Below are 20348 nucleotides of genomic sequence, written 5' to 3' on the forward strand. Positions count from 1 at the left end.
ATTAGTGTTCGTTATACCATTTAATCTCTCTTGTAAAGGCATCAAGATACCCTTTCGTAATCACCGAAGAAAGGCGACTTTGTGCATTTGTTTGTGATGAAAAATTTTGAAATGTATATCTGGATAATCCATCCTTACCCTCATACAAACTCAAATTATCTATTCCTAAATTATCGAAATAGTTTAAAGGGCGAGCATTTTTTAATGCCATAACCTGAATGGTGTAATATCTTTCTTTATCCATCAATTGATTTGCAGGCATGCGTTCGCCAATTAAGGATTTTCTTACAAACGAATCCCAATAGCCATTTCTAAGAACTGTTCTTAAATCCCTTATGGCTTCAGCTTTCGTTTTGTAAGAGCCATAAGTGTATCTATGCAAACCTTTCTTATCCGAAAAAGCAATTACATTTTCTAAATCTTTAAAAAAGCTTAAAGGTTTAGGGTAACGCAAAGCCATTATTTGAATGGTGTAACTTGAAGCACGGGAATATTTCAATTCTGAATATAATAATTCATCATTGATCACGGTTCTGACGAAAGCATCCCAATAACCCATTTTAATCAAACGGTTCATGACTTGAATGGCTTGCTCGTGTGATTTAAATTTCCGGTATGTGAATCGTGTGAATCCATCTTCTCCAACAAAAACTCTAACATTATCAAGATTATCGAAAAATTCAGTTTTAATAGGAATCTTAAGAGCCATGATCTGTATGGTGTAGTAAATTTCACCACCAGTTTCCTCTTTTACCAACTTATCATTCCTTAATATCCTAATTTTAGAAGATTTAAATCCCTTATTAGTTATAACTTTTTTGGCCTTGCTAGCATCTTTATAGTCTTCAAATTTTCCATAGGTATAGTGATATTTATCACCAGGGCTTTTGGTTTCTATTACTCCATCTAATTTTTCGAACAACTCAGGTTGTGGAGAATTAAAGTTTCCTAAATCCAAAGTAAATGCAAGATCGCCAGACTTAATGGCATCAAGTTCAGTAGTTTTACCTTCAATAGCAGATATTTTCTGAACAGGTTTATCTTGTTTTACCGTTGGTTTGGTTTTAATTTCTTTTTCAATTGCTTTATCAACCTTAGCCAATTCAGTCACTTTATCAGGAACAGTTACTTTTTGCAACACCTTAGGTGTAACAATTTTTTTAGATGGTATTGTTAATTGCGAATCACTTTTCTTCTTATTTTCAACAATATCTTTTCTAACTGTATTGCTATCCTTTAATTCACCTGCATCAATGCTTTGATTTATTTCACTTGCTACTTTAGTATCTTTTTTAGAAATCGTACTGTCTTTTTGAAGCTTTTTCATTTCTTCAAACTTCCTGTCATCAGGAATTGAATCCTTACTTCCTTCCAAAGTACCAAGCTGGTTAATTTTACTTTCTTCAAAGTCTATCAGCTCAATAGTTTGTGGATAATCAGGTTCATCCTTAGAACGAAGAGTTAATGGCAGTAACGTAATTACGCTATGATTTTCTTTATTAGCATACTTAGGAGGAATATTCAGCACTGTTCGTAAGGTTCGGTATCCTTCGGCAACAATTTCAATATCATATTTTTTTCCAGCTTCGATAATGAACAAGAACTTACCTGTTGCCGAATTTGGAGTGTAAATGCCAATGGTTTTTCCGCCTTTGCTCACTGTAATTTTAGCTTCTCCCACGGGTTTACCATTGGTTGTAACAATTTTTCCTTTAAGTACAAAAAGTCCTGCTTCATCAGCATCGGGTGTTTTTATCAGAAAAATATCCGTTCTGCCAACACTACCTGTTCGGTATGAGGCGAAATAAGCTCTTTTTCCATCAGGAGTAGGAGTGTAGTAAATGTCGTGGTCGGTTGAATTTATAGGGTAGCCGATGTTTACCGGATTTGTCCAACGACCTTTGATATTTATGCTCTTAAAAATATCCAGCCCGCCCATTGTATTATGCCCTGCTGAACTAAAATACAAAGTCTTTCCATCCGAATGGATAAAAGGAGCATCGTCGTTGTATTCGGTATTGATAGCCGGGCCAAGATTTTTAGCTCTTCCCCATTTGCCATTTGGAAGTTTGCTTACTGTGTATATATCCATTCCTCCATATCCACCGGGACGATTGCTTGAGAAATAGATGGTTCTTCCATCGGCAGAAATTGAGATGTGACTTTCCTTACTTTTAGAGTTGATACTTGGTCCTAATTTTTTGGGTTCCGACCATTCATTGCCTTTTAGTTTACTTACGTAGATATCTCCACCTTCCGATTCTTTTCTGCTTAAATATCCTGCCTTGTAGATATAAAGTTCTTGTCCGTCCGGGGAGATTGAGATCGAAGCATCATGATCAATAGTATTCAGTTTCTGAATGCCTAAGGGTTTGGTCCACTTACCATTTAGCTTGTTCGAAATGTAAATGTCCTCGAAGTATTGACCATCAGAGTCTAATTTGCTTCCTGTTCCGTTTCTTCGGGATGTAAAAACCATGGTACTCTCATCGGCAGTAACTCCGGGACTGTGCTCGTCATATTCGGTATTGATTTTATTTCCAAGATTAATGACAGAGATATTAACAGGATGTTTCACCAACTCCAAACCATTCTGGCACATCTTCATTTCGCGCTGAATTTCGTTGCGAAAACTTGTGTTTTGAGGTGAAATAATTTGTAGTAAGTCTTTGTATACTTTTAAAGCCTCTCTGAATTGATAGTTTGTGTGATAAGCTTTTGCCAGATTGTGAAAAACATCCATTGGCACATTGTTTTTAGAGCTGGTGTATTGAATCGATTTCTCTAATAATCCAACAGATTTGTCCTTTTCCGAAACAATATTTAAGTAACACAATCCCAGTTTAAAATTTAAATCGGCATTGCGAGAAGCTTGTTCCAAAAGTTCTTTGTAAATGACAGCGGCCTTTGAATAGTTTCGGTTCGCCAGAAACTTTTCTGCAATTTGATATTTGCGTCGATCTTTGATTTTCTGCTTTTTGGGGCTTGCATTAAGGGAGTACGCACTACAAACCCCTATATAAATAGAGAGTATCACCATTAAAATTGTCTTAGTGGTTGAAGACAATTTCTTTTTTAGCTTAGGGCTTGAGTTGGGCTTTATATGTTTTGAACTAATTAACAATAACTAAATATAACTTTTATAAGTCACATATTAACAGAGATTCTGATAAAAAAGCAAAATTGTTAATAAAAACTCTTTTGCATCAGGTTTATTTATCAAATTATAAATGTAAGCACATAAATTTTAATAAATAGACAAAATAAATAAAAATGTAACATTATTTACACATGTTTATTTAAAAAGCACAAAAAAGCCGAAGAAAAAACACTCTTCGGCATAAATCAATACGATAAAACTAAGTTATATTTCTCTTTCGGTATCGAAATTTTCAAGGTACTCGGCAACTCTCTTTAGGAACATTCCTCCCAAAGCGCCATCAACAACTCTATGGTCGTAAGACAGGGAGAGAACCATAATATTTCTGATTCCAATTGTATCGCCTTGAGGTGTTTCTATTACTGCAGGTTTCTTTTTAATTGCACCAACAGCAAGTATGGCAACCTCAGGTTGATTAATAATTGGTGTGCCTGTCGTACTACCAAAAGCTCCAAGGTTTGTAATGGTGAAAGTGCTGCCCTTAATTTCGTCGGGTAGCAATTTGTTTGCCCTAGCTCTATCTGCCAAATCGTTAACCTGTTTGGTAATGCCAACCAGGCTTTTTTCATCTGCTGATTTGATTACCGGAACAATTAAATTACCACTTGGTAGAGCAGTTGCCATACCAATGTTGATAAATTTCTTACGGATAATTTTATCGCCATCAACAGATACGTTTACCATTGGGTAATCCTTAAGTGCTTTTGTTACAGCCTCTACAAAAATAGGAGTGAAGGTTAGTTTCTGTCCTTCCTTTTGCAGGAATTTATTCTTTACTCTATTTCTCCACTGCACTAAAGCAGTAACATCAACATCTATAAAGGAAGTTACGTGAGGTGCAACTTGCTTTGATTGAACCATGAATTGCGCAATCAGCTTACGCATTCTGTCCATCTCAATAATTTCTACATTTTCGCCGCTGTATGATTGATGAGAAGCAGGAGCTGGCGCAGAGCTAACAGGAGCAGCAATTGGTTCAGCAAGTTTGGTATTCGATTCTTTATTTTCGATGAACTTAAGAATATCCTTCTTTGTTATACGATTGTTTTCGCCGGAACCATGAAGCTGGTTCAATTCTTCCAGGCTAATATTTTCTTCTTGAGCTATTTTTCGAACCAAAGGTGAAATGAATGATCCATTTTCGGTTTTACTTGCAATTTTTGGTTCTGATTCAACTATAACTGTTTCCTTTGGCAATTCAACTACTTTTTCTGCAACTTGCTCTGATTCCGATACGGTAAGGTCATCATCATTTATTTCTTCACCATCGGGAACAAGAATTGCAACAACATCGCCAACTTGAGCAACATCACCTTCGGCAAATAGAAATTTTGCAATTTTTCCACTTTGTGGAGCAGGAATTTCTGAGTCAACTTTATCAGTAGCAATCTCTACTATCGATTCTTCTTCTTCAACAAAATCTCCTTCTTTTTTCAGGAATTGAGTAATGCTTGCTTCGCTGATTCCTTCCCCCATTGCAGGAATCATTATTTCAATTTTAGCCATGTGTGATTGTTTTTTTGATACCCATTAAGTTAGGCAATCCCTATGAATATTTACATAGAAATCGGGCATATTGTTTTGTGTTTATTTAGTCTAAATACTATGCGAATTTAATAAAATTGAAGAAAAAGACAAACGTATCCGAAGATACAATTTATCGATGTGCAGATAGAGAGAGTTTAAGCTTCAAGTTGCAAGGATAAAGGATGAAGATGTCAAAATCCAAAATCCAAAATTCAAAAATCAAATCCCAGATCCCAAAAGCTAACTGCTTACAAATTCTGATCGAAAGGGGTGCGGTGCAGGATTGATCTTCCCAAAGTAATTTCATCGGTGTATTCCAGTTCGTCGCCAATGGAAACACCGCGAGCTATGGTTGTGATATTGATATCGAACTTATTTAGTTTCTTGTAGAGATAAAAGTTAGTTGTATCGCCTTCCATGGTGGTGCTTAAGGCAAGAATTACTTCTTTCATTTTTCCCTCATTGGCTTTTGCAATTAAAGGATCAATTTGCAAATCGCTTGGTCCGATTCCATCCATCGGGGAAATAATTCCGCCAAGCACATGATAAATTCCATTGTATTGCTGAGTTCGCTCAATTGACATTACGTCGCGAATGCTTTCAACCACACAAATGGTTTGGTGATCACGTTTCGGATTTGAGCAAATGTCGCAAACTTCGGTATCAGAAATATTATAGCAAGAAGTACAATGCTTTATTTCATCGCGAAGCTGAGTAATTGAAGAACCAAAACGATGCACATCTTCCTTTGGTTGATTTAACAAATGCAAAACCAAGCGTAATGCAGTTTTTCTTCCAATACCTGGAAGTTTAGAAAACTCTGCAACTGCATTTTCCAATAATTTAGATGGGAAGTTGGTGTAGCTCATCTTGTCTTCAATTCTTAAGTTTAGCTCAAAAGTAATAAAAAACCACTCAGGATTCGAAAGCATCCCGATTTGATTAAACAAAGCCTTTGATTATTTTTGATTTTCAATCTAAAAAAATCAACTGTGACTCCAATAAGCATTCTATCTGTTGTTGTAGGGTATTTTGCCTTACTATTATTGATTTCATATTTCACTGGTCGAAAAGCCGATAACAAAGGATTCTTTGTAGGAAATAAACAATCACCGTGGTATGTGGTTGCATTCGGAATGGTAGGTGCATCCTTATCCGGAGTTACTTTTATTTCGGTTCCTGGTTGGGTAAAATCAATAGATTTTACCTACATGCAAATGGTATTAGGATACATGTTAGGATATATTGTTGTAGCTAATATTCTCTTACCATTGTATTACAAGCTGAATCTAACATCAATTTATACCTACCTGGATGGGCGATTTGGAAGAGCATCATATAAAACCGGAGCATCATTTTTTCTTTTGTCGAGAACCATTGGAGCATCATTTCGATTGTTTCTAATGGCAAATGTTTTGCAGATAACAGTATTCGATTCCTGGGGAGTTCCGTTTGCAGTAACAGTTGTTTTAACCATTCTATTAATTTGGCTTTACACCTTTAAAGGAGGAATAAAAACCATTGTTTGGACCGATACCTTGCAAACTTTATTCATGTTGCTTGCCGTTGGGGTAAGTATCTTCCTAATCATGGATAAATTGAATCTGAATATATCGGGATTAACAAACATGATCAGCGAAAGCGAGTATTCGCAAGTTTTTGTATTTGACGATTGGCAAAGCAAGCAAAATTTCTTCAAGCAATTCTTTACAGGTGCTTTTATCACCATTGTAATGACAGGTTTGGATCAGGATATGATGCAGAAAAACCTAAGTTGTAAAAATCTGGGCGAAGCCAAAAAGAACATGTATTGGTACGGATTTGCTTTTATTCCTGCCAATTTGTTATTCCTTGTACTGGGTGCTTTGTTGTTGCTTTTTGCGCAACACGAAGGAATTGCGATACCAGAACGAGGCGATGATCTGTTTCCACTTTTGGCAACCCAATATTTAGGACCTGTAGTAAGTTTGTTCTTTTTGGTTGGATTAATGGCTGCAGCTTATTCGAGTGCCGACTCAGCATTAACTTCGCTTACAACTTCATTTACCGTAGATATTTTAGGCGCCGATGAAAGCGACGAGGCTAACACAAGAAAATTGCGTCGCCAATCGCATGTGCTGTTTTCAGCATTATTGCTTGTTGTGATAATGATATTTAGGGCCATAAACGACGATTCGGTGATTGCGGCCATTTTTACCGTTGCCGGATATACTTACGGTCCACTCTTGGGATTGTATGCCTTCGGATTGTTCACCAAGCTTCAGGTAAAAGACAAATTGGTTCCTGTAATTGCCATTGTGTCGCCAATTATTTGTTATTTCCTTAAAGATAATTCAATGGAATGGTTTGGCATTTCTATCGGATTTGAATTGTTGATGATTAATGGGGCCTTTACTTTTCTTGGATTGTGGGGGATTAGAAAGTAGAATATTCTTTTGGTACAGTTTAATAATTTCGTATTTTTCTGGTCAATCATCGGCTGCACCAATTAAATGCGGAAGAAGTTTGTCGTTTATAATTTTTCGTACTACTTTTTGCTGAGTTGATGGTGGCAAATAATCAAGTTGGCTTGCCTTGTTCTCGCTCAACTATTCGATAGAATCGGATAATGCAGCCGTTGATTCGGCAAATTTAGTAACCCTATCGGTTACACCTAGCAGTTTGTCCACTTTAGGTTTAGAAGTTTCGTTGTCCAAATTTTGCTTAGGATAAAGTCTTCCATATAATCTCCTCTATTCAATTCTTCAATTACGATGTTTGCAACAGTATTTATCTCTTTGCTATTGCAACAATAATAGATTTTTTCAGCCATTTTCTTTTAGGATTAAGGAAACGATACATTAAATTGAGAAACGCCATTTTTGTCTCCTTAAACGCTGATTTTTATACAAAAACAGCAATTTAAAATTGGAAAACGCTCGTATTTGCGCAAATACACCAATTTCAATTCTTTTTTCGTTTATTCGGAATGACATTGTGAAATTAAAAGTCTTGCAATGCTGATTTCGACAATCAAAAGGGTAATAAAATCATTATTAATGTCTTTGTTGCTTGCAAATATCCGGTTAAAAATGATGTAGTGTCAATAATGATAGTAAAACTCTCTTTTTTGATCTGTGTATCAACGAGTCGTAAGAAATAACCTATTATGTGATTATAATTTTGTAGGTTTGGGTTTAAAATCATAAAAGACACAGCATGAAACAAGCATGATTAAAATAATTATTAAACCTGCACAGTAATGATTATTTTGATTTTGCGGCTTCCATCTGACAAATAGAAAAAATTATATACAGATGAATATTAATTACCCCATTTTAATAATATTATTAATCTCATCTTTTGGATGTAAAAATAAACCACAAGAAAAAGAAAAGCTTACACCAAATTTTTTTAAAAATCTATATACACAAGAAATTTATTCTAAAGAAGAAATGCAAGAATTTGTAGATTCATTATTTGCTAAGTATGATAGCACTGCTAAGGAATCAGCACATATTCATTTCTGGAATCATAAAATTACTCAAATAAACGATTCGATAATCCAAGCCTTTAAATATGATTTTAGAGTTGGGATTGACTATAAGATTAGAGCCAAAGAATATAAAAGAATTGGGATGAAAATTCCTGCTAAAAAGTTAAGAACAATATATGGAGATAGTATCCGGATAGGAGGTAAGCAAGATAAACCAACAGTTATTAATCTATGGTTTATAGGTTGCTGGGGCTGTTGTGCCGAAATTCCAGCCTTAAATAGATTGCAAGAAAAATATTCTGGCAGAGTAAATTTTATTGCTTTAACACCGGATAATGAAAAGGATGTAAGAAAATTTGTAAGAAAACAAGCATTCAACTTTATTCATGTGGCTAGTAAAAATGATAAATATGAAGAAACAAGCAATCGGCCATACATTAAAACAATAGAGAGTTACCCATACCCGGAAACCATTTTTGTAGATAAAGATGGTACGATTAGATTTGTTGAAGGGATGATTTCGAAAGTTGATGACATTGATAAAGAAACAAAGTATTTTGAGATGATAATCGACAATCTATTGAATGAGAATTAAAAAAGAAACACTTAGCTCCCTCAGATTTGAAATCTGAGGTTTCGGAGAGCGAAATTTTTAATTTCTTTGGTAATACTGGTGTTATTTTTTAGATATTGGTTGCAACTCGTGTTCTGCAAAAGCAGCAAACAATAAGCAACAATACACCGACCTGCCCAATTCAACTGGCAGGTCTTTTTATTTTCTTTCTCGTGCAAATACTTATATTTGTTGCTCTTAATTGCTAAAACAAAGAAATATGAAGTACAGATTACTAGCCGTAATGTTGGCATTTATAGTAGCCTCGTGTTCGAGCGATGGCGATAAAGACTATAGACAGGAGAACGAAGCAGAGATTAAAGCATATATTGCTGATAATAATTTAAATGCCGAACGCTCGACATCGGGCTTGTATTACGTAATTGAGGAGCAAGGAACAGGAATAGAAATAAATGGATATTCTAATGTTACAGTTAGCTACAAAGGGCACTTTACCAATGGTGTAGAGTTCGATAATACAGGCGATGATTTCACTTCTTTCAACCTGCAAGAAGTACTTCCAGGATTTGTCGAAGGTTTGACTTATATAAACGAAGGAGGATCGATAATTTTATTAGTGCCAGCTCATTTGGGATACGGTAGCAATGATGCGAATGGAATTCCAGGCGGTTCGGTACTTGTTTTCGAAGTCACAGTTTACTCACCAGAAATGATTGCTGAGAAAAACGATGAAGATATAGCAGCTTATATCGAGGCTGAAGGCTTGGATGCTACGAAAACAGAATCGGGTTTATACTATGTGGTAAACCAAGAGGGAAAAGGAGCGCAGCCAACTGCTGATTCGGATGTAAGAGTAGCTTACACCGGATACTTCTTAGATGGAACAAAATTCGACGAAAGCGGAGCCAGCGGATTAGAATTTAATCTAAGCCAGGTAATTGAAGGTTGGAAAGAAGGAATCACCTATTTTAAAGAAGGTGGCAAAGGTAAAATAATTGTACCAGCTCATTTGGCCTATGGTACTTACAATTACGATAGAATTCCTGGCGGTTCAGTATTGGTTTTTGACATTGAACTGATTGAAGTAAAAGAGTAGTTTATAAAAATACAAGAACAAAGGTGCATGAGAATGTGCCTTTTTTTTCGCTTCCTCAGATTTGAAATTTGAGGTTTCGGAGTAAAGTACTACAGGTATTATCTTTTCGGCATTCAATTCATGAAGCGCAGCAGAATACCATTTGCAAAAAAAAAGGAGACACAAACACTTGCGCCTCTCCTCTACATGAAATGATATTGTAACGTGAGTTCGAGCTAAGCTACTTTGTTAAGGTTAACATTTTCAACAATATCGACGTTAATGTTGGGCTTTTTTGGCAAAAAATGATATGCTATTAATCCCGAGATTAAATTGGCAAGGAAATTTTCAAAGCTCCTGTGTCTGGTATGTTCTATCTGACAAATATTTTTTAATTCATCGTTAACAGATTCAACCAAAGCCCTTTTTCGCAATAAGATCTTGTCATTGATATGCATAAGGGAATTCTTCATATTCTTTCGAATTTTAGTAATCATGTGTATGCCATCTACGAAAAGCTGCTCAAAGAGTGTTTTGCTTATATAACCTTTGTCGGCTATTAATTTTTCAAATAGTTTGTCATGGAAGTCTTTGTTCTTTAATGGCGACCTGTCATCTACATTCCCCTGAGTGAATAGAAAATCTATGATTTCGCCTTTGTCGTTGATGACAATATGAAGCTTAAAGCCATAAAACCAACCCATGGAACACTGCCCTTTTGTTGCAATACCCTGAAATACCTTGTTTTGCTTTTCCCGGCGGATATGACAAGCTCTTATTGGCGTTGAATCAATAAAGGAGATGCCTGTACATTCACCCAGACAACAAGTTTGAAGAAAAACACTCATCGGCAGAAAGACCTTCTTCTGTAGCTCCACAAAGCGATTATAGGATACCGTCTGCGGAAACTCTTCTTTCATATGCTTTTGGACGTAGTTTAGATAGAAGTGTTTTAAGTTTCTGTACTGTCCCAAATGGAAAAATATCAAAATAGTAATCACCTCACTATCTGACAATTTAAACTTTCGTTTTCTTCTGTTTATCCCTTTTTCAAGACTTAAAACATGTCCTTGTCTGGCCTGTTCAAATTCTTTGCAAAATTCATCTGCCAAATAAAAAATTTCTGTAAGTTTAGACAACATCTCAGAATAAGGTTTTTGTTTGATACATATTTAAATATCAGAAACTTAAATATAAACAATGCCTTATTCATTTTTTACTTTGATCTGATTTTTCTTACATCGAACTCACGTTAATTAAGTATTTAAAAAGGGTCTAAGGCAGTATTCCCGTTTATACAAATTGCATTTCAAAACATCTGGTAAACCAATCTATTTTCTTGCAATCATTAATTCTTTTTGTATTGATTTGTATTTTCTCCATCAAATTGTAAACAATCAATAGGAGAATAAAATACAAATCATTTTGATTCTTAAAATGTCAAATCAATTAGGCAGTATCAATTACTCAATATACTGACAGAAACTTTTGGTTTACAATCAGTGTAATACCAGTTGAATAGCCAAAGGATTCTAACTTGTTTTTGCTAAAATCTCTACAAATTTTTTGTGATTTCTAGAAAACCGCTGCTTTTGTTCTTTTCGCACTTGCATTTGATTACTCTGCATGTTGTGTTGATTTCAATTTCAGATGGTTTAATTGTGTCCGCAGCTTGTTTTGTATCAAAAACCACTGCATTTGTTCTGTTCGCACTTGAATTTAATTGCTCTGCATGTTGTGTTGATTTCAATTTCAGATGGTTTAATTGTGTCCGCAGCTTGTTATGTATCAAAAACCACTGCATTTGTTCTGTTCGCACTTGCATTTGATTGCTCTGCATGTTGTGTTGATTACGATTTCGGAAGGTTTAATTGTGTCCGCAGCTTGTTTTGTATCAAAAACCACTGCATTTGTTCTGTTCGCACTTGCATTTGATTGCTCTGCATGTTGTGTTGATTACGATTTCGGAAGGTTTAATTGTGTCCGCAGCTTCTTTTGTATCAAAAACCAGTGCTTTTGTTTCATTTGCAGGAACTATCGGGGACTATTTAACGTGAGTTCGACTTATATAACTTTCTGTGGATAGAATTTTAAGTCGAATTCACGTTATTGTATTAAGCCTCTTCCATTTCCGGCTCATCCTTGTGTTTATTGTAATTAAGGTATGCAAGCATACTTAACGCAATTAGTGTACCTACAGTATAATACACCCAGTTTGGAATTGGAACAGGATCGCCTTTGGCGTAAGAGTGTAAGCCGGCAAGGTAATAGTTCACACCAAAGTAGGTCATAAGAATGGAACTATACGACCAAACCGAAGCAATATTAAAAGCATAAACCGATTTTAAGCCAGGAATAAAACGCATGTGAAGCACAAAGCTATACACCAAAATGCTTACCAAGGCCCAGGTTTCTTTGGGGTCCCAACCCCAATAGCGTCCCCACGATTCGTTGGCCCAAATGCCACCCAAAAAGGTTCCTATGGTTAGAAAATACAAACCAATGGTCATGGTCATTTCGCTAATGCGACTTAGGTCGATAATGTTTTCTGCAATTACGCTTTTATTTTTATTGTCTTGCAAGATATACAGTGTAAGGTTTATCATTCCAAGTATTGCGCCAAGAGCTAAGAATGCATAGCTGGATGTAATAATGGCCACATGAATGGTAAGCCAATACGATTTTAGTACGGGAACCAAATTGGTAACCTCGGGATTCATCCAGCTTAGGTGAGCCACAAATAAAAACATGCCACCCAATACTGCGGTTGCTGCCAGAGCCAATTTCGATTTTTTGGCAAAAATAAATCCGGCCAGCAAGCATCCCCAGGCAATAAATGTCATGGTTTCGAATCCATTACTCCAAGGCGCTCTTCCTGCAATGTACCAACGAGCAGCCAGACCTCCTGTATGCAGAAGAAAACCAATTCCCAAAATAATCATGGCAGCACCAACAACCCATTTAATTGGGAATTTTGGACGCAGAATATGTGTTACCAGAAAAATTAGCAAGAAAAATCCGATTAGCAGATAGTAAGGAAACAGGCGCTTAAAAATGTTGAGGTTGTTGTACAAGATCTCTACTTTCTGCTTTGCCTCCGATGGCATAACTTCGCTTCCAAATTTCTTCTGGTATTTTTTGATTCCATCGATGTAGGTATCGGCTGTTTCTAAATCACCAGCATTTAATGCCTGGCTCAACATCACTACCGATTTTTTAATGAATAAGGAATCATCTTTAGCGACATTTACCTCGGATGTTGGATTGTACCATGCACCCATCTTATCTTTCGGATTGGGGAAAATTTTAAGAAACTCTCCTGTAAACACCATGTAAGTAATGTTGATTCTTTCGTCAACAGCCATAATCTCCTTATCGTATTTTGTACGATGTACAGGCTTCTTTGAATAAGCATCCTGAACCTTTTTGCTCAGTTTGTATTGCCCCATTTCATTCACAAAATCCTTAAACGAGCCGTATTTTCCACTAATGCCTAACTCTTTTGCCAGATCAGGATTTCCGACCTTAATCATATTTACGCTTTGCCACTCTTGTGGATTGCATACCATGCTCAAGAAAATCTGTTCGGCAGGATAGCCTTTAAATTTTGCTTTTTTGCTTACTTTTCGAACTACTTCGCTGGCCAGAGTATTTACCGGTTCAAACCTTCCTCCTTTATCCTGTATGATGATTTTTCCAAATCTTTTGGCTTGCTCTATTGGCACAACTTTTAAGTCTTGAGCATTTGCTGCGAAAGTGCTACCCGCCAAAATAAAAGCCAGTATTGCAGTGGTTTTTACTTTACGTGATTTACGTCCAAGAATTTTAAATCGGCTGAATGGATTAATTAAGGACCATGCCATTCCTAACATCAACAGGAAGTATCCAAAGTAGGTGATTGTCATTCCTATCCTGTCGTGATTTACCGAAAGAACAGTTCCCAATTCATCGGTGTCATACGAAGCCTGAAAGAATCTGTATCCCTCATGGTTTAAAATGTTGTTCATATAAATTCTGTAGTCTTTTTCTATTCCTTTTTCTTTATCGATAAGCGTTACCTCACTGGCAAATGACGATGGACTGTTAGAGCCAGGATATCTCTCCAATTGGAAATCGTTCAACTTTAATGAAAATGGAAGTTCAATAATTTTAGACCCATAGGCAATAGAAATGTTTGCATCACCAATTACTGTAATTTCTGGTTTCCCTACATAATCTTTTTGTCCCTTAACAATTACCTCTTTTTTATGGTCTCCATTCTCAACATCGAAAACCAGTAGGGTAGGAGCATTTTTATCTTCTCCCTGAACGTACTTAAATTTAGCAGTAGGGTAGAAGTTTTTAATTACAAATTTGGTACCTCCTACATCGTATAGTTTACGAGGAGTAACCACGTGCCATTGCTTTGCTTGCATTGGTATTGCATCGCCGCCCATCATGCTTAATTCTTGCATTGGCATCGGGCTTATCATACGCAGGCTATCGGTATAATCAAATAAAATTGCATCGGGATGTTGCTTGCTTCCAAAAGCCAGCAGGTTATTGTCAATCATTTTATGGGAGTTGTATTCCATGGTGAAATTTTGCATTGCACTCATTCCACCGCTGCCAACTGCTACCATTTCTATTACCGGCGCACCATGTCTATCTTGCACAAGTGTGGTTTGTGCATTAGGGATAAAAGTCTTTAGTCTGATATCAATTGTACTTCCATCAACCGATACACTTTCATCAAACTTATCTGCTTTAACAGTCGAAAGACTAATCTTTTCGCTTACTTTATTTTGTTTGCCATTCTTTTCAGCTTTAACCTTTATATAAGAATCCACGGTGGTAATCTGGTTGGTAGCTTCACCTTCACGAATGTGCATGTTTCCTTCGTACCCAAGGTAACGGGTAAAGGTCGACCCTATAAGAATCACCACAAACGAGGCATGAAAAATAAGAATGGACCACTTTTCTTTCTTGTATAGTTTGTATCTAAAAATATTGACTACCAAATTTATTGCCAGCAATAATAGCATGATTTCAAACCAACGCGCATCGTAAACCAATGCCCGGGCAGCCGGAGTGCCAAAATCATTTTCTATAAAAGTTGCTGCTCCAATCGAAAATGCAAACAGAACTAGGAGTACGCCCATCATTTGCATAGAGAAAAGAAAATTGAAAAGTTTCTTCATTTGATTATTGATATTTTAATTGCGTATGCTATTACTTTTTGGTCAGTGTAGCGTGTTAGCTCTTGTAAATTGGAGTTCAAGATACGCTTTTCTTTATAAATTAAAAATCACCAATATCACTTCTATTTCGAATGATTCTAAATGTTTGGGGCGTTTTAATATCGTAACTTATTACTTGTAAAACAGATTTGACAGAATAGAAATAAATTGTGCTTTTGTTTTGATTTTCTGTACCGGAATAAAGAATGATTTCTAAAAAAAATACCTTTATTTAGATCGGAAATAAATTACAAGAGCATTGTATCTCATTTGATCGACAAGAATTGATTGAAAGTCAAGAATAGAAAAGGATAAAGAGGTATTAATATTTAAATATAATAAATTTAAATAATCCCTAATTCTTGAAAAAAATCAATTATTCGGTTAGTATTGTAACAGCATTGCTTTAATTACTGAATTGAAAAACAGATTTTTAATTTGAAATCTAACCAAATTATGAAAAAATTATTTCGTCTATTTCTAGTCCTTTTTCTAGGACTAGTGCCATCTATTGTAATGGCTCAGTTAACATTTACCGGAGAAGTTAGACCACGTACAGAGTATCGTCATGGAACAAAATCGCTATTTAATTCTTCCGATGATGCTGCTTTTTTTACATCGCAGCGTACTCGTTTAAATCTTGGATACACCGAAGAAACATTCCGAGTTGGATTATCTGTTCAAGATATTCGCACTTGGGGTGATGTAAAGCAATTGAACCTATCTGATCAGAACCAGTTTATGCTTCACGAAGCTTGGGGAGAAATCCTTTTCAGCAAAAACTTCTCTTTAAAAGTTGGTCGTCAGGTATTGGCTTACGATGATGAGAGAATTCTAGGCGGTGTAGGATGGGCGCAGCAAGCCAGAAGGCATGACTTGGCATTGTTAAAGTTCAAAACCGATGAAAAGGGTAAATTTCATTTGGGTTTTGCTGTAAATAACGATTCAGAAGGACTTAAGAGAGTATTGTATACAACAAATTATAAAAGCATGCAGTTTGCATGGTACAACCGTAAATCAGATCAATTTGATTTTAGCTTGTTATTCATGAATGTAGGACAAGAAAGAAATCAAGGTACCGAAATGGATATTGATCGTGATACCCGTTATAGCCAAACATTTGGTACACACATGAACTACCGTCCCGGTAAGCTTTCTTTCACAGGTTCATTATATGCGCAAACAGGTAAAGATCCTGGAAATAATAATTTAAGTGCTTACATGTTTAATTTAGGGATGAAATTCCCACTTTCTTCGAACTGGAAAGGTAATGTAGGAATTTCAATGTTATCAGGATCAGACTATGATTCAAATGCAAAAAGCAGGTTAGATTCCGATAATGAATCATTTATTCCGCTATTTGGTACAAACCACAAATTTAATGGTCATATGGATTACTTCTTTGTTGGTAATCATACAGGTAATGTTGGTTTAACAAATATCTTCGGCGGATTAAATTACGCTAAAGGACAATGGTCTTTCGGTTCAGCTGTTCACTTGTTCTCATCAGCTGCTGATTTGTATGCAGGAGCAGAAAAGCAAGACAAATATTTAGGTGCAGAAGTTGATTTATCAGTAGGATACAAATACTCAAAAAGTGTTTTGATTAAGGCTGGTTACTCGCAATTGTTTGCTACCGATTCAATGGAAGCATTAAAAGGTGGAGACAAAGATGAGACCCAAAACTGGGGATGGGTAATGCTTGTATTCAAACCCAACTTCTTGAAAAAATAAGGAAAACTCCAAACATCTAAACTTTTGCTAATGGTAAGATTATTTAAATTTTTAACACCACCTCCCAAATGGAAGCTTCCGGTTTATGTGTTGCTTGGGATATTCTTCGGATTAGGATGCTATGTGCTTTATTTATCGAAAGCCGCATCCTACCTGTCGGATGCTCCTGAAACATGTGTGAACTGCCATGTTATGGCTCCACAGTATGCTACCTGGAACCATAGCTCGCATCGCGAAGTTGCCACTTGTAACGATTGCCATGTTCCGCACAACAACCCAGTGAATAAATACTACTTTAAAGCGAAAGACGGATTGCGTCATGCAAGTATGTTTGCGCTGAGAATGGAACCTGAGGTAATTTTTATACACGATGAGGGTAAGGAAGTAGTTCACAATAACTGCGTCCGTTGTCACAGTCAACAGCTTACTAATCCGAAACTGGCAGCACAAGTGCCAAATCATGCTCATAATACGCAGGAAAGAGTATGTTGGGAATGTCACCGCGAGGTTCCTCACGGTAGAGTGAACAGTTTATCAAGTGTTCCGAACGCCAGAGTTCCGCTTCCTGAAAGTCCGGTGCCAGATTGGTTAAAAGAATACATGAAAGACTCAGAATTAGAAAACGAATAAAACTTAAATCAAATATACTATGAAACCAATACAAGAATCTGTAGGCAAAAAACCAATGTTGGGATGGTTAATCTTTCTGGTAACTTTGGTGGTTGTGTTCTTACTTGGATTGTTAGCTTCATCTATTATGGAAAGAAGGGCAGAATCTGTTTATGCCTATACTCCGCAATTGGAGCACAGTCAGTGGGAACCAAGAAATGAAGTTTGGGGAGAAAACTTCCCAAGAGAGTACCAATCGTACTATAAAACTGCTGATACTACTTTTCGCAGTAAGTTTAACGGTAGTGCGATGATCGACATGCTTGAGGTTGATCCTCGCTTAGTTGTTCTTTGGGCTGGTTATGGTTTTGCAAAAGACTACAACCAAGGTCGAGGACACTACTATGCAGTTGAAGACTTGCGTAACTCCTTGCGTTCAGGTGGACCTAAAGATGCCAATTCAGGACCGATGCCATCAACTTGCTGGACCTGTAAATCGCCTGATGTACCTCGTTTGATGAATGAAATTGGTGTAGCCGAATTCTACAAAGGCAAATGGGCAGCTAAGGGGCACGAAGTGGTGAATCCTATCGGTTGTGCCGATTGTCACGATGCTGAAACCATGAATCTTAGAATTTCTCGTCCTGCTTTAATCGAAGCTTACGAAAGAATGGGAAAAGACATTAATAAAGCTTCACATCAGGAAATGAGATCATTAGTTTGTGCTCAGTGTCATGTTGAGTACTATTTTAATAAAAAGCGTGCAGGTGCCGAGGGTGTTGCTTATCTAACTCTACCTTGGGATAAAGGTATGGGCGTTGAAGCTATGGAAGAATATTACGATGAAATTGAATTTAAAGACTGGACCCACAAATTGAGTAAAGCTCCTATGCTAAAAGCTCAGCATCCAGGTTACGAGGTATATCTTAAAGGGATTCATGCCGATCGTGGTGTTTCTTGTGCCGACTGTCATATGCCTTACAAATCGGAAGGTGGACAGAAATTTACCGATCACCATATTCAATCTCCTTTGAACAATGTGGCTAACTCATGTCAGGTTTGTCACCGCGAAGAAACCGATAAGTTGATCGAAAATGTGTACACTCGCCAGGATCAGATCATCGAGAATCGCGATAAGCTTGAAGAATTGTTAGTACGTGCTCATGTTGAAGCTAAAAAAGCTTGGGATCTTGGTGCATCCGAAGAAGAAATGAAACCCGTATTAAAAATGATTCGTCACGCACAATGGCGTTGGGATTATGCTGCTGCTTCTCATGGTGGATCATTCCATGCACCAACCGAAACAGGCCGCATTATTACCACAGGTGTAGAGCGTGCTCAGGAAGCTCGTATTGCATTGGTTAGAATATTCCACAAGTACGGATTTACAGGTGAGGTACCATATCCTGATATCGCTACAAAAGCTAAAGCTCAGGAATTTATTGGTCTTCCTATGGAGAAATTGAAGAAAGAAAAAGAAGAATTCCAGAATGGATTCATGAAGGAATGGGATAAGAAAGCGAAGGAACGCGAAGCTACTTATCAAGTAAGATTGTAAGAAAAGTACAGTTCAAACTATAAGGTTCGTATGCCGTCCAGTTTTGGGCGGCATATTTTTTTAAAAGCAGAAAATCTTGCGATCTGAACAAAATTTGTTAAAAAATGAGTTATGAGTAAACATACCAGACATCTATGGCAAAACCCTTGGGGATATACCGAAAGTTTTTTTATTGCATTTGGTTTATTGCTGATTGGTTTTCTGCTCGAGATAACCAGCCAAAACTCCTCGGCTAACTCTATTCAATATCCCATAAATATAATGTTAGGAGTCGTGTTTTTGGTTTTGATATTTGTGTTTTATCGGTTGATACGCAAATCTAATTTGTACACCTTCTTATCGGGAATACCGGCCACCATGGGAGCAATATCGGCACTAAGCCTTTTGGTAATTTTAATGGGAATCACTCCGCAGATCGTTATGAAACAGGAAAACTTCATCACCAAACTAGGTTTAAACCAGCTAACAAGTTCGTGGCCTTTTCTGCTCATTAATTTTTATGTATTGGTGATTTTGGCATTGGTAATTATCCGAAAAAGCTATCCGTTTAAACTAAAAAAATGGGGATTTGTATGTAGTCATTTAGGTTTATGGATTACCATTTTTTCGGCAGGTTTAGGCTCGGGAGATTTAATGCGCTTAAAAATGGATCTGCATGAACACAAAACCGAATGGAGGGCTTATGATGACAAAGGTAATTTTTACGAATTGCCACTAGCAATTAAGCTGAACGATTTTACTATAGAGGAGTTTAATCCAAAATTGGCGGTTGTAGAAAATGAAACTGGTAAGCTATACGAAGCAAGTAAACCATCCATGATTATGATAGAGGATGATTTAACTTGTAAGCTACACGATTGGTCGGTAAAAGTCGATGAATTTTTACTTATGTCAGGAAGGGCAGGGGATAAGTATCATCCATTACATGATTTTGGCGCAGCTCCGGCGGCTAAAGTAATTGTTACTAAAGGTTCTTCCGAAACTCTTACAGGTTGGATTTCTTGTGGCAGCTTTAACAGGCCACACGAATCGCTTAAATTGGATGAAAATTACTCTTTGCTAATGACAGTGCCCGAACCAAAAAAATTCTCTTCTAAAGTCACCATTTTTACGCCTGATGGTAAAAAAGAAGACAATACTCTTGAAGTGAATAAACCACAATCGGTAAACGGTTGGAAAATCTACCAATTAAGCTACGATGAAACAATGGGGAAATACTCCACTTTAAGTGTAGTGGAAGTGGTAAAAGATCCTTGGCAGATTTATGTATACATCGGAATTTTTATGATGATGATTGGGGCGATTTACATGTTTTGGAGAGGTAACAAAGTAACGATAGAGAGTACTTAAAATAATTAGAGTGCTAATGTAGCTAGAGTTAAGTTTAGTAATTGAATTATAAACCAAGTAAGGATGT

At 36.6% G+C, this 20348-nt stretch carries 13 protein-coding genes; 7 read left to right on the plus strand and 6 right to left on the minus strand.

The features are described 5' to 3' along the window. Position 1: 1 nt before the first annotated feature. The 3 genes from ACO05S_RS12130 to recR form a co-directional block, all read right to left on the minus strand. Entirely contained in the window at positions 2–3040 is a 3039-nt protein-coding gene (locus ACO05S_RS12130; protein ID WP_421918272.1) for a hypothetical protein, read from the minus strand. A 324-nt stretch (positions 3041–3364) separates the two neighbouring features. Beyond that, positions 3365–4666: a dihydrolipoamide acetyltransferase family protein gene (locus ACO05S_RS12135; RefSeq protein WP_421918273.1), complete on the minus strand. Its 1302-nt coding sequence runs from the start codon at positions 4664–4666 to the stop codon at positions 3365–3367. Between the two features lie 269 nt (positions 4667–4935). Next, positions 4936–5619 (minus strand): recombination mediator RecR, encoded by a 684-nt coding sequence (gene recR / locus ACO05S_RS12140; RefSeq protein ID WP_421918274.1) that lies wholly within the window; start codon positions 5617–5619, stop codon positions 4936–4938. A 60-nt stretch (positions 5620–5679) separates the two neighbouring features. Between recR and ACO05S_RS12145 the strand changes: the two genes are divergently transcribed. After that, a complete protein-coding gene (locus ACO05S_RS12145) occupies positions 5680–7113 on the plus strand; it encodes a sodium:solute symporter (protein ID WP_421918275.1) in 1434 nt (477 codons plus the stop codon). 227 nt (positions 7114–7340) lie between these two features. On the opposite strand, the gene ACO05S_RS12150 is transcribed toward ACO05S_RS12145, so the two are convergent. Continuing rightward, positions 7341–7499: a hypothetical protein gene (locus ACO05S_RS12150; RefSeq protein WP_421918276.1), complete on the minus strand. Its 159-nt coding sequence runs from the start codon at positions 7497–7499 to the stop codon at positions 7341–7343. Positions 7500–7983: 484 nt separating this feature from the next. Between ACO05S_RS12150 and ACO05S_RS12155 the strand changes: the two genes are divergently transcribed. Together ACO05S_RS12155 and ACO05S_RS12160 are read left to right on the plus strand one after the other, a co-directional pair. Further along, positions 7984–8757, plus strand: coding sequence for a TlpA family protein disulfide reductase (locus tag ACO05S_RS12155; RefSeq protein ID WP_421918277.1), 774 nt, complete (start codon positions 7984–7986; stop codon positions 8755–8757). Between the two features lie 238 nt (positions 8758–8995). Beyond that, positions 8996–9832 (plus strand): FKBP-type peptidyl-prolyl cis-trans isomerase, encoded by an 837-nt coding sequence (locus tag ACO05S_RS12160; RefSeq protein ID WP_421918278.1) that lies wholly within the window; start codon positions 8996–8998, stop codon positions 9830–9832. Between the two features lie 215 nt (positions 9833–10047). Here ACO05S_RS12160 and ACO05S_RS12165 read toward each other — a convergent pair whose 3' ends face one another. Both ACO05S_RS12165 and ccsA read right to left on the minus strand, forming a co-directional pair. After that, entirely contained in the window at positions 10048–10953 is a 906-nt protein-coding gene (locus ACO05S_RS12165; RefSeq protein ID WP_421918279.1) for an IS982 family transposase, read from the minus strand. Between the two features lie 972 nt (positions 10954–11925). Then, the gene (ccsA, locus tag ACO05S_RS12170) at positions 11926–14991 is read right to left on the minus strand and encodes a cytochrome c biogenesis protein CcsA (protein ID WP_421918280.1); all 3066 of its coding nucleotides are present in this window, start codon (positions 14989–14991) and stop codon (positions 11926–11928) included. A 495-nt stretch (positions 14992–15486) separates the two neighbouring features. Between ccsA and ACO05S_RS12175 the strand changes: the two genes are divergently transcribed. From ACO05S_RS12175 to ACO05S_RS12190, 4 genes are all read left to right on the plus strand, one after another. Further along, a complete protein-coding gene (locus tag ACO05S_RS12175) occupies positions 15487–16764 on the plus strand; it encodes an alginate export family protein (RefSeq protein WP_421918281.1) in 1278 nt (425 codons plus the stop codon). A gap of 30 nt (positions 16765–16794) precedes the next feature. Further along, positions 16795–17394: a cytochrome c nitrite reductase small subunit gene (gene nrfH / locus ACO05S_RS12180; protein ID WP_421918282.1), complete on the plus strand. Its 600-nt coding sequence runs from the start codon at positions 16795–16797 to the stop codon at positions 17392–17394. A 19-nt stretch (positions 17395–17413) separates the two neighbouring features. Next, the gene (gene nrfA / locus ACO05S_RS12185; protein WP_421918283.1) at positions 17414–18931 is read left to right on the plus strand and encodes an ammonia-forming cytochrome c nitrite reductase; all 1518 of its coding nucleotides are present in this window, start codon (positions 17414–17416) and stop codon (positions 18929–18931) included. Between the two features lie 111 nt (positions 18932–19042). Beyond that, on the plus strand, positions 19043–20281 hold the full coding sequence (locus ACO05S_RS12190; RefSeq protein ID WP_421918284.1) for a cytochrome c biogenesis protein ResB: 1239 nt from the start codon (positions 19043–19045) through the stop codon (positions 20279–20281). Positions 20282–20348 lie beyond the last annotated feature (67 nt).

It is taken from the genome of Marinifilum sp., assembly GCF_965230805.1.
Taxonomy (GTDB): Bacteria; Bacteroidota; Bacteroidia; order Bacteroidales; family Marinifilaceae; genus Marinifilum.

Bases quoted from the DNA above. Each gene is read 5' to 3' on its own strand.
- ACO05S_RS12130 (WP_421918272.1), bottom strand. From the start codon at position 3,040: ATGGTGATACTCTCTATTTATATAGGGGTTTGTAGTGCGTACTCCCTT.
- ACO05S_RS12135 (WP_421918273.1), bottom strand. From the start codon at position 4,666: ATGGCTAAAATTGAAATAATGATTCCTGCAATGGGGGAAGGAATCAGC.
- recR (WP_421918274.1), bottom strand. From the start codon at position 5,619: ATGCTTTCGAATCCTGAGTGGTTTTTTATTACTTTTGAGCTAAACTTA.
- ACO05S_RS12150 (WP_421918276.1), bottom strand. From the start codon at position 7,499: ATGGCTGAAAAAATCTATTATTGTTGCAATAGCAAAGAGATAAATACT.
- ACO05S_RS12155 (WP_421918277.1), top strand. From the start codon at position 7,984: ATGAATATTAATTACCCCATTTTAATAATATTATTAATCTCATCTTTT.
- ACO05S_RS12160 (WP_421918278.1), top strand. From the start codon at position 8,996: ATGAAGTACAGATTACTAGCCGTAATGTTGGCATTTATAGTAGCCTCG.
- ACO05S_RS12165 (WP_421918279.1), bottom strand. From the start codon at position 10,953: ATGTTGTCTAAACTTACAGAAATTTTTTATTTGGCAGATGAATTTTGC.
- ccsA (WP_421918280.1), bottom strand. From the start codon at position 14,991: ATGAAGAAACTTTTCAATTTTCTTTTCTCTATGCAAATGATGGGCGTA.
- ACO05S_RS12175 (WP_421918281.1), top strand. From the start codon at position 15,487: ATGAAAAAATTATTTCGTCTATTTCTAGTCCTTTTTCTAGGACTAGTG.
- nrfH (WP_421918282.1), top strand. From the start codon at position 16,795: ATGGTAAGATTATTTAAATTTTTAACACCACCTCCCAAATGGAAGCTT.
- nrfA (WP_421918283.1), top strand. From the start codon at position 17,414: ATGAAACCAATACAAGAATCTGTAGGCAAAAAACCAATGTTGGGATGG.
- ACO05S_RS12190 (WP_421918284.1), top strand. From the start codon at position 19,043: ATGAGTAAACATACCAGACATCTATGGCAAAACCCTTGGGGATATACC.